Source organism: Sphingobium sp. B2D3A (genome assembly GCF_025961795.1).
Taxonomy (GTDB): domain Bacteria; phylum Pseudomonadota; class Alphaproteobacteria; order Sphingomonadales; family Sphingomonadaceae; genus Sphingobium.
Genome location: NZ_JAOQOI010000001.1, coordinates 2,218,729 through 2,229,467, shown reverse-complemented (window position 1 = coordinate 2,229,467; position 10,739 = coordinate 2,218,729). Strand labels below are relative to the sequence as shown.

Below are 10,739 nucleotides of genomic sequence, written 5' to 3'. Positions count from 1 at the left end.
CATCATTCTCCGCGCGGCAGAGTGAGCGTGACGCTGGTCCCCTGCCCCGGCTCGGAGACGAGATCGACGCTGCCGCCATGCGCTTCCACGAACTGGCGCACCAAGGGCAGTCCGAGCCCCTGATTGGCCCCATCGCCGTGACGCCCGAACCGCACGAAAACGTCGAACAGATGCGCCTGTGTCTTAGCATCGATGCCCGGGCCGTCATCGGACACGATGATGCGCACCACGTCCGGCGCGGGCTGCACATGCACAAGCACCCGCCCGCCCCGGCTCACGAAACTCACGCCATTATCCACCACATGGGCGAGAGCCTGCCGCAGCCGGCGCTCGTCGCCCGACACGGTGCCCGGCTCCTGCTCGAACGACATGTCGACCGTCACGTCGCGCGAGTCCGCCTTGTCGCTCAGGCCCTCGACCACCTGCCGCACCATCGCGGCCACATCGATATCGCGCCTCTCGATAGGCAAGCCGCCCGCTGCACCCTGAGTCAGGTCCAGCACATTATCGATCAGCCGCGTCAGCCGCGTCGTTGCCGTCATGATGGCATTCACATAATCGCGCGACTGGGCGCTCAATTCGCCCGCATAGCCGGCTTCCATCATCTCGGCGAAGCCGACGATCGAGGTGAGCGGCGTGCGCAACTCGTAGCTCATGTTGGAGACAAACGCGGTCTTCACCCGGTCCGCATCCTCCAGCGCCTCATTGCGGTCCCGCAGGGCCTGCTCGATGTGGCGGCTGTCGGTGGTGTCGAGCATGGTGAACAGCGCGTTGCCGTCCGGCAGCGGGATGGCCGCGAACTCGAAGAAGCGCCCGTCGGCAAAGGCGATGCGTCCCCCCCGCTGGCGGCGCTCCATCGTCGCCGCGCGGATGAGTTGATGGACAAGGCCTGCCTGTTCGGGTCGCGCCAGGCGATCCGCCAGCGCCGACATGAGTTCATCGACGCGCGGATGCGCCGCCATGGTTGTGTCGGGCACCGACCAGATCTTAGTGAAGCGGCTGTTCCACAGATGCAGACGACCGTCGGAGGCGAACACGGCAATCGCCTCGAACAGATTGTCGAGCGTGGCCGTGCGCACCCGCAGCAGGGTATCGCGCGCCGAGGCCAACTGGACATGCTCGGTACGGTCCTCGAAGATGACCAGCAGGCCGCCATCGGGCAGCGGCTGGGCGTAGACGCGCAGATGCACGCCATCGCGCAGGCGCCACTGCTCCTCATGCGCGGAGGGCGAGAGGAACCAGTTGCGGCGCTCCTGCCGCCACGCGCGGAAATCCGGTGTGTCGGGCACCTGCCCGCTGTCCCGCATGGCATCCAGCACGCGGTCAAAATGGGTATCGAACGCCGCTGTCTCCGGCGTCAGGCCGAACAGGCTGAGGAAGGGCTGATTGCAGAACTGCAGCAGTTGATTGGCACCGAACTGGACGACGCCGGCCGACAGCCTGTCCAGCATGTCCCGGTTGGCCTGCGAGAGGTGGCGCAGTTCGGCCCGCACCTCCTCCAGCTCCTGCATGTCGATCGCGTAACCTGCAACGCCCGAGGGGCCGAGCGGGACATCGACGACCTTCATCAACCGGCGCTTGCCATCGATGGTGACCGGCAGCATCCGGGCGGTTGGGGCCTTGCGCGCGGCGGCATTGGCAGCGGATGCGCGCGGGGAAATGCCGTCGACCGCTTCGACAAGCTCAATGCCCTGCTCGATGACATCCTGCGCGGACTTTCCGTCCACTGCCTTCACATAGGCGCTGTTGACCAAGCTGATCTGATGATCGGCGCCGCGATGCCAGACCGGCATGGGCGCCGCCTCGATCACACCCGATAGCGCATCGAGGGCCTGGCGATACTGCCCGACCTGCCCGCGCAGCTCCTGGATCTGCGCGAAGCTGTCAGTCGTGTCGAAGACCCAAAGCACCACCGTGCCGGCCTTGCCGAGCCGCGTGCCCACCGGACCGCCACGCACGAGCAGCATCCGGTCCGACCCGTTGACCCGCACCGGTAGCGTAAAGGGTCGGCCGCCCTGCTGCGCTGCTGCGATCTCCGCCGCGAGCGCGCGGGCATGATCCGGCTCCAGGCCGCCATCTGCATCCAGTAGCGCATCAAGGTCGGTGGGCGCCGTCTCACGGCCGAGCCATGCGGCCAGCCTGTCCGGCGCATCCAGCTTGCCATCGGGGCGAATGAGCAGGGGGACGGCGGGAGCAGAGTTGAGCAGATCGACCAGTTGCGCGGCGTGCGTGCGCGCCAGCGCCGCCTTGCGCCGCATCGAGAGGCCGGTGAACAGCGCCCAAACCGCCAGCACCAGCCACACGGCCAGCACGGCACCCACGATCAGCGGAAAGAACGGGACATTGGCAATCACGGGAGTGGATTACGGGCCAATCCACCCTGAGACAAGGTCGGCTTGCGCCTTCTTTGGCGTTGGCCGGATAAGAAACGGAACCGGCGCCCTCAGAGCGCCGGGCCGTCCTTCGTCACCGTCCAGGTCTGGCCCTGGCTCACCAGCTTCTGCAGGTCTGGCGTCTTGCCCTTGGCCAGCAGGGCATTTTGCTCCACCACGGCCTGCTCGAAGCTCGCCTTGGGGGCATCGTAGAGCACGCCCAGCGCCATCGGGAACAGGCCGAAGGGCATTTCCACCAGCATGTGCGCAACGGCGCGGTTGGTGACGTCATGGACGATCACGCCGGCTGCCTGCCAGTCGCCATCGACCACGTCCACGACCTTGAGCGTCAGCGCCTCGCGGTCGAGCGCGATGCCCTTAGCGCCCTTATCGAAGAGCAGCGGCTTGCCATGCTCCACCCAGAGCTGGCCGACATCGGCATTCTTCTTCTCGGTGAAGTCGGCGAACACATCCTTGTTGTAGACGATGCAGTTCTGGAAAATTTCCACGAACGCCGCGCCCTTGTGCTCATAGGCGGCCTTGAGCACGTCCGGCAGCTGCTTGGACACGTCATAGGCCCGCGCGATGAAGCGGGCGCCCGAGCCGAGCGCGAAGGCGCAGGGCCGGGCCGGATGGTCGACCGAACCGAACGGCGTGGACGGGCTCTTGGTCCCCTCCCGGCTCGTCGGCGAATATTGCCCCTTGGTGAGGCCGTAGATCTCGTTGTTGAACAGCAGGATCTGGCAATCGAGGTTGCGACGCAGGATGTGCATCGTGTGGTTGCCGCCGATGGAAAGGCCGTCGCCGTCGCCGGTGACGATCCACACGTCCAGTTCCGGATTGGCCAGCTTCACGCCCGTCGCCACCGCCGGCGCGCGGCCGTGGATGGTGTGGAAGCCGTAGCTCTCGACATAATAAGGAAAGCGTGAGGAGCAGCCGATGCCCGAGACAAACACGGTGTTCTTGGGGTCCGCGCCCAGCTGCGGCAGCGTGCGCTGCACGGCCTTGAGGATGGCGTAGTCACCGCAACCCGGGCACCAGCGCACCTCCTGATCGGTCTCCCAGTCCTTGAGGCTGGTCTCGACGCGCGGCTTGGTCAATGTGGTCATGTCGTTCATGCGAGCACCCCCTCGATGGCCGCCTCGATTTCCGCGATGCGGAAGGGCTGGCCCGAGATCTTGTTGAGCGGGCGGGCATCCAGCAGATACTGGTCGCGCAGCACGGTCTTGAGCTGGCCAGTGTTCATCTCCGGCACGAGAATCTTTTCGTAGCCGGCGAGCAGCTCACCCAGATTTTCCGGCAGCGGCCAGATATGGCGGATGTGGATGTGCGATACATCCAGCCCCTTGCGCCGGGCGCGCCGGACCGCCTGATGGATCGGGCCGTAGGTGGAGCCCCAGCCGACGACGACGAGCTTGCCGCTCTCCTCGCCCAGCGACACCTCCTGCCGCACGCCCTTGGCGATGCCCAGCACCTTGTCTCGGCGCAGTTCGGTCATCGCCTGGTGATTAGCCGGCGCATAATTGATGTGGCCGGTGTTCACTTCCTTCTCGATGCCGCCGATGCGGTGCATGAGATCGGGCGTGCCCGGCTTGATCCACGGCCGCGCCAGCTTCTCATTGCGGGCATAAGGCTTGAGCCCGCCTTCCGGCACCGCATCGAGGAACTTGACGGCGAACGGCGTGTAGCCGCTCATATCCGGCACTTTCCAAGGCTCGGCGGCGTTGGCGATATAGCCATCGGTCAGCAGCATCACCGGCGTCATATATTCAATGGCGATCCGGCAGGCCTCGATGGCGCAATCAAACGCATCGGCGGGCGAGCGGGCGGCAATGACCGGCATCGGCGCATCGCCGTTGCGGCCATAGACGGCCTGATAGAGGTCGGACTGTTCGGTCTTGGTCGGCAGGCCGGTCGAGGGACCGCCGCGCTGCGAGTTCACGATCACCAGCGGCAGCTCGGTCATGATCGCAAGGCCCATCGCCTCGCCCTTGAGCGCAATGCCGGGGCCGGACGAGCTGGTAACGCCCAGTGACCCGGCATAGCTCGCGCCAATCGCGCTGGCGATGGCGGCGATCTCGTCCTCGGCCTGGAACGTCGTCACGCCATATTCCTTGAGGCGCGAGAGATGATGCAGGATCGAGCTGGCCGGGGTGATGGGGTAACCGCCGAAGAACATCGGCAGGCTGGCCAGCTGCGCACCCGCGACGAGACCGAGCGAGATCGCCTCGGCGCCCGTCACCGTGCGATACAGCCCCTCGGGGGCCGGCGCCGGGGCGACATGGAGCTGCTTGAGCGGCGCGGCCAGCTCGGCGGTCTCGCCATAGGCATGGCCGGCATTGAGCGCGGCGATGTTGGCATCGGCGATCTCCGGCGCCTTTGCGAACTTGGCCTTTAGCCAGTCGATGATCGGCTGGCGGCTGCGATCGAACATCCACAGCGCCAAGCCGAGCGTCCACATGTTCTTGGAGCGCAGCGCTTCCTTGTTGCCAAGGCCGAAGGGCTTCACGCTTTCCAACGTGAGCGCGGAGATATCGAACGCCAGCACCTGCCAGCGCGCCAGCGAGCCGTCCTCAAGCGGATTGCTCTCATATTTCGCCTTGGCGAGATTGCGCTCGTTGAACTCGCCGGTGTCGGCGATGATGAGGCCGCCGGGCTTCAAATCCACGACATTGGTCTTGAGCGCGGCCGGGTTCATCGCGATCAGGATATCGGGCGCATCGCCCGCCGTCGTGATCTCGGACGAGCCGAAGTTGATCTGGAACGCCGACACGCCGAACAGCGTGCCCTGCGGCGCCCGGATTTCCGCCGGAAAATCGGGGAAGGTCGCAAGGTCATTGCCTGCCAGCGCGGTGGACAGGGTGAACTGCCCGCCGGTGAGCTGCATGCCATCGCCACTGTCTCCGGCAAAACGGACGACAACGGCTTCGGGCGCAGCCTCTTCGCTGCTGTGAGTTATGGTCGATGTGGGTGCGGCAGATGCCATGCTCAGACTCTAGTAATGCAGTGGTTGCATCGCCCCTAGTCCGTCGAGCCCAGCCGAGCAAAGTAGAAAAGCTGCGCGCGACAGAGCATTGCCTTTTTCTCTCCGGCTTGCCATCGCGGCCGTGAACTTCTTTTAACGGATGAAATCGCGACCTCGTCATGACCAAGATCGACCCCGCCTCTCTCCCCTACCGCCCCTGCGTCGGCATCATGCTGGCGAACCGTCAGGGCGAGGTGTTCGTAGGCCAGCGACTCGATTCCAAGGAGGGCGACGCCTGGCAGATGCCGCAGGGCGGCATCGACAAGGGCGAGACGGCGGAGCAGGCACTGCTGCGCGAACTGGGCGAGGAAACCGGCATTGCGGCCGATCTCGTCGACATCATCGCCCGCTCGACGGAGGAGCATCTTTACGATCTGCCGGAAGAGCTGATGGGCCGGCTGTGGGGCGGCAAATATCGCGGCCAGACGCAACGCTGGTTCCTGCTGCGCTTCAAGGGCGAGGATAGCGATATCGACATTGCCACCGAGCATCAGGAGTTCATGGCGTGGCAGTGGGTCACGTCCGACCGGCTGGTGGATCTGATCGTGCCGTTCAAGCGCCCGGTCTATCGCGCCGTCGTGCAGGAATTTGCGCACCTGCTCTAAAATTGGGGCCGGCAGGATTGCCGGTACCGTCCCATCCTGACACAGCTGTCAAACGCACCCGCCTCCTGCGATTGCAGATGGTTAACGCGATCCTTACCTTTGCATCTCGCCCTTCGGACTCGCGATGCACAGGACCAGAGATGCGCAAGATCGCCCGCCTCTTCACCATTCGCACCAAGTTCGAGGCCTATCTGGCGATCTTCGGCGTCGCCATGGGCGCGACCGCGCGGGGGGCCCATTATCTTGAGATCTATCCCGGCTTTCCGGGCTATCTGCTCTACGCCAGCTGCTGCGGCGCGGTGATGATCGTGGGCGGCCTGATGATCGATGGGGTGACCCTCAAGCAGACCTACTGCCACTGACGCCAAGGCGCACCCAGTTCGGCCATGTCTTGCGCTCGATTGTTGAACCGTGAATAGGTTTGCGATCCGCCTCCCATGGATCAGGAAAGACCTGCGATGACCTCAGCAAGCCAGACCCGCGCCCTCCTCGCGCGATATTATGACGCCTTCAATGTCGGCGATGCCGAGACCATGCTGGCCTGCCTCGCCGACGATGTGGTGCATGATATCAATCAGGGCGAACGGGAATCCGGCAAGGACGCCTTCCGCGCCTTTCTGGGCCGGATGGACCGCGCCTATCGCGAGCGCCTCGCCGACATCGCGCTGATGGTGAATGAGGACGGCAGTCGCGCCGCGGCGGAATTCATCGTCCATGGCGAATATCTCGTCGGCGAGGCCGGCCTGCCTCCCGCGCATGGCCAAAGCTATGTGCTGCCGGCCGCGGCCTTCTTCGAGGTGCGCGATAATCTGATCCGCCGTGTCACCGTCTATTATAATCTCGCCGACTGGGTCGCGCAGGTCAGCCGGGAAGACGCGCCGGCGTGAGCAACCTGACCGTCGAGACGCTGCGGGACCGCGAGACGCGCCATGCCGCCATCGACGATCTCGCCCGCCTGCGCATCACCGTCTTTCGCGAATGGCCCTATCTCTACGATGGCTCGGTCGACTACGAGCAGCGCTATCTGAGCGCGTTTCTCGACGGCGACGATGCGGCTTTGGTCATTGCACGGGATGGCAGCGCCATCATCGGCGCCGCCACCGCCTCGCCCATGAGCGGGCAGGACGAACCGCTGCAGGCGCCATTCCGCGCGCAGGGCATCGAGGTGGATCGGCTCTTCTACTTCGGCGAGTCCGTGCTGCTCGGTGCCTATCGTGGCCATGGGCTTGGCCACGCATTTTTCGATGCGCGCGAAGCCGCCGCACGCGAGGCCGGCGCGACGGCGACCTGCTTTTGCGGCGTCATTCGCTCTGCCGATCATCCGCTCCGCCCCGCTGAGGCCCGCGACCTTGGCCCATTCTGGCGCAAGCGGGGCTATCAGCCGCTGGAGCGCATCATGGCGGAATATCGCTGGAAGGACATCGACCAGACGGACGAGACCAGCCACCCGATGCAGTTCTGGTCCCGCGATCTGTAGCGACTAGAACAGTTTGCGGAAGCTCAGCCGGACGGTGCGGCCCAGCGGATCGATGAAGGCAGGCTGATAGGCAAAGGGCACCGCGCCATTGCCATCCGTGACGCGCTGGCGTGTATCGAAGACATTCTCGACCCCGAGCTGGAGCCGCGCGCCGCGCAGGAACGAGGCTTTCTCGATCAGGCCGGGCATCTGCGTGAAGTTTACGAACGCCCGCACATCCACCTTGGCCAGCGCTCCGAACCGAAGCTGGCTGGCCGGCAGCCCTGCGGTGCCATTGACGCGCGAGGGGCTGCGCCAGCTGCCGGTCAGCCGCAGACCATAGCCGCTCTGCGAAACGCCGGTGCGCAACTCGATCAGATGCCGCGACGGCCCGCTGGTGTCGCCCAGCGTATCGCCATCCAGCAGGTCGAGCACGGGCAGGCTCGGCGCCAACTGCGTGGTGTTGGTCAGCGCCCACTCGTGGTGGATCGAGAAATCGACACGTCCGCCACCGCCTGCACCGCCCCGTCCACCGGGACCACCGGGACCAAAGCCGCCCGGCCGGGGACCGGGTGAATCGCCCGGAGGGGGTCCATCCGCGCCGGGTGGCGTCTCGGCTCCGGCCTGTCCGCCCCTGCCCGGCCGATCCGCACCGCCCGTCTCCCCGCGCGCTGCCCGCTCGGCCTGCCGCCGCTGGAAGGCAGCCCGCATGGCATCGATCTGGCTCTGGGGTGTGCGAAGGCGCTTGCTGAAGCTGAAACCCCAGCGGAGCACTTCCCGCGTCTGCTCGGCGATGTTGATCGGGCGCAGGTCCACCTGCGTGAGGCGGCCGCTTTCATCGCGCAGGAAACGCTCCGGGAAAGCGCCGATGGTGTCCGCCGTCACGCCCGGAAAGGCCGACACGCCACCCTCGGTCGCGCGGTGATTGTAGGATATGTCGAACCGCAGGCGCGGCTCGCGTAGCACCGAGATGTCCGCCCCGAGCCGGAACGTCTTCACCCGCGCCTTGTCGAGATCGGGATTGCCGCCGGTGATTGTTGTCACCAGCACGGATTCGCCGCGCGCGAAATCGAAGATCGGTACGAAGGGCGTAAAGGTCTGCGCGTCGCCGATCTGAGCCACCGTCGCGGCGGAGTCTTCATCGCTGTAACCGGCCGAGAGGGACAGGAAGCCAAGCGGCGACCAGTTGAGACCCAGCCCGAAGTTCCGCAACGTGCCGGCATCCGAATAATGATCGAGCCCGAGCGTGGCATTGGCGGACATGCGTCCGATGCCCGAGGAGGCGGGCATGAGGGGGATGTCCACGGTGAGCGACCCGGTCGCGCTGTCCCGCCCAAGGTCGCGAACCGAAGGGACCAGATCGCGCTCGCGCATATTCTCGATCCGCGTGAGCGCGCCGCCCAGCTTCATCGTGGCCATGACCTCACCGGCCGGCAGCCTGAACAGCGGCCGGTTATGGATGAAGGTGATGTCCGCCGTATCCGAGGTGCTGCGTGTGAGGTCCGCAGCGCGCGCGTTGAGAAAGGCGGCATCGATCGGCAGGCTAGGGTCGGCCGCCGGATCGCCGGCCGCCAGCGCGTCGGCATAATCTGACAGATCGAACGGGCGGCCGGTGATGACGCGGCTCTCGGCGCGCGCATAATTGGCGGTCAGCGTCCATTGCCCCGTGCTGCGCTCGGCATTGACGGTGAGGCCGACCGTGCCGGTCTGGCTCTTGGAGGCGCGCCCCAGAGCGCCGGCGCCGGCCAGTTGCGGGTAGAACAGCAGATCGTCGGTGCCCGGCACATAAGGCGATCCGGCGGGAATCGTCACGCCCGGCAGAGTGAGGCCAACCAGACTGTCCCGCCGGTTGGTGACCAGCTCGCCGCTCAGTGTCGCCTTGGTGCGTTCGCCCAGGGGACGGCTATAGCTGGCATTGAGCGTGAGCGTCTCCTGCGCGGCCTGGAGACTGCGCGCCGGGCTCTCTGCACGGTCCAGCCCGCGATCGCTCTCCAGAATCGGATCGATGCTCTCATGCTCGGCACTGATGTTCACCCGCTGGCTGTTGCGGATCAGGAAGAGCCCGCCCTCCAGCTCCAGCGAAGCGCCATTGCCAGCGGTCGGTACGCGGCCGTCGACCTCGGCCGTGACCGCGCGGAAGCGCTGGCGCAGGACGATGTTCATCACCTTCTGGTCGGCGCCGTAACCATAACGAAGGCCAACCTCTTCCGGCAGGATGTCGATCCGCGCGATGGCCTCGGCCGGCAGGCGGGCGATCTCGCGGAAGCCGGAAATGCGGTGCCCTTCGAGCAACGTCACCGGTGGCTTCCCGCTCGCGCTCTGCAGTTCAGGACCGAGTTCGGTCAGCAGGTCGCTGATCGTGCTGACCCCCAGTGCGCGGATGTCGGCGGGGCGCAATTGCAACTCGGGGGTGGCATTGCCGATGACCGCGCCCCGCTCGCGCTGACCGCTCACCACGATCTCCTCGATATCCGTACCCACGCCCTCATCGAGATGGGTATCCGCTTCCTGCGCCTGGCCCATTGCTGGGATCAGGGCCAAGGAAGAGGTCGCCAGGAACAGAGCGGCGGCAGTGCGTCGTTTGGCTGGCATATGAACCTTCAGAACAAGGGAGAGCCGAGGCTCGACCGGATGGGGATGGCAAACAGCGAAACAGGTCCATTTCTGGCCTGTCCGCCAAGACCGCATTGCAAAATGCCGCCGCCGCCTTCAATCCTGCAATTTGTACTAAAATGTCACCCTGCCCCGCTGCAGGGATGGCACACATAAGAGGAGAGGCGCGCAATGACTTTGCCCATTGAAGACAGGCTCGGCCTGCAGGATCTTATCGCCAATTATAGCTGGGCGCTGGATACCGGCGATGTCGATGGGCTGGTCGCCTGCTTCACGCCCGATGCGCGCATGGTGGAAGAGGTCTTCGAAGATCCCGACATCTGGGAGGGCCATGAAGGCATTCGCGGCATTGCCGAGCATTATCGCAACGCGCCGGGCTTTCCGGGCCGGCAGCATCATGTCACCCAGACGCAGTTCATGCCGCAGCCGGACGGATCGGTGAAGATGCGCTCCTTCGCCTTCGTGACCGAATGTGAGGGCGAGCCGCCCTATCTGCTGCGCTTTGCGGGCTGGTATGACGACCATGCCGTGAAGGGCGCGGACGGGGGCTGGTTGTTCCATCGCCGCACCGTGCGCCTTTGGGATGGCGAAGTGTTGAAGAACTTCCCCGGCAAGGGCGAATGGGTGCCCCGCAAGCGCCCGGAATCGCTGATCATCAAGCGGTAACC

The 10,739-nt window shown here is 65.5% G+C and carries 9 protein-coding genes; 5 read left to right on the top strand and 4 right to left on the bottom strand.

Annotation, left to right across the window (positions count from 1 at the left end):
* Window positions 1-2: 2 nt before the first annotated feature.
* From M2337_RS10360 to M2337_RS10350, 3 genes are all read right to left on the bottom strand, one after another.
* Window positions 3-2,351, bottom strand: coding sequence for a PAS-domain containing protein (locus M2337_RS10360; protein WP_413716140.1), 2,349 nt, complete (start codon window positions 2,349-2,351; stop codon window positions 3-5).
* Between the two features lie 92 nt (window positions 2,352-2,443).
* A complete protein-coding gene (locus M2337_RS10355) occupies window positions 2,444-3,490 on the bottom strand; it encodes a 2-oxoacid:ferredoxin oxidoreductase subunit beta (protein WP_264570157.1) in 1,047 nt (348 codons plus the stop codon).
* Window positions 3,487-5,358: a 2-oxoacid:acceptor oxidoreductase subunit alpha gene (locus tag M2337_RS10350; protein ID WP_264570156.1), complete on the bottom strand. Its 1,872-nt coding sequence runs from the start codon at window positions 5,356-5,358 to the stop codon at window positions 3,487-3,489. The genes M2337_RS10355 and M2337_RS10350 overlap by 4 nt, the downstream gene beginning before the upstream one ends.
* 158 nt (window positions 5,359-5,516) lie before the next feature.
* Between M2337_RS10350 and M2337_RS10345 the strand changes: the two genes are divergently transcribed.
* From M2337_RS10345 to M2337_RS10330, 4 genes are all read left to right on the top strand, one after another.
* The gene (locus tag M2337_RS10345; protein WP_181559507.1) at window positions 5,517-6,002 is read left to right on the top strand and encodes an RNA pyrophosphohydrolase; all 486 of its coding nucleotides are present in this window, start codon (window positions 5,517-5,519) and stop codon (window positions 6,000-6,002) included.
* Window positions 6,003-6,142: 140 nt separating this feature from the next.
* A complete protein-coding gene (locus M2337_RS10340; protein ID WP_264570155.1) occupies window positions 6,143-6,364 on the top strand; it encodes a hypothetical protein in 222 nt (73 codons plus the stop codon).
* Window positions 6,365-6,460: 96 nt separating this feature from the next.
* A complete protein-coding gene (locus M2337_RS10335; RefSeq protein ID WP_264570154.1) occupies window positions 6,461-6,889 on the top strand; it encodes a ketosteroid isomerase-related protein in 429 nt (142 codons plus the stop codon).
* Window positions 6,886-7,479, top strand: a complete 594-nt coding sequence (locus M2337_RS10330; RefSeq protein WP_264570153.1) for a GNAT family N-acetyltransferase — start codon at window positions 6,886-6,888, stop codon at window positions 7,477-7,479. The genes M2337_RS10335 and M2337_RS10330 overlap by 4 nt, the downstream gene beginning before the upstream one ends.
* Window positions 7,480-7,482: 3 nt before the next feature.
* Here M2337_RS10330 and M2337_RS10325 read toward each other — a convergent pair whose 3' ends face one another.
* A complete protein-coding gene (locus M2337_RS10325; RefSeq protein WP_264570152.1) occupies window positions 7,483-9,999 on the bottom strand; it encodes a TonB-dependent receptor in 2,517 nt (838 codons plus the stop codon).
* A 243-nt stretch (window positions 10,000-10,242) separates the two neighbouring features.
* On the opposite strand from M2337_RS10325, the gene M2337_RS10320 reads away from it, so the two are divergent.
* A complete protein-coding gene (locus tag M2337_RS10320; RefSeq protein ID WP_181559502.1) occupies window positions 10,243-10,737 on the top strand; it encodes a nuclear transport factor 2 family protein in 495 nt (164 codons plus the stop codon).
* Window positions 10,738-10,739: the final 2 nt, after the last annotated feature.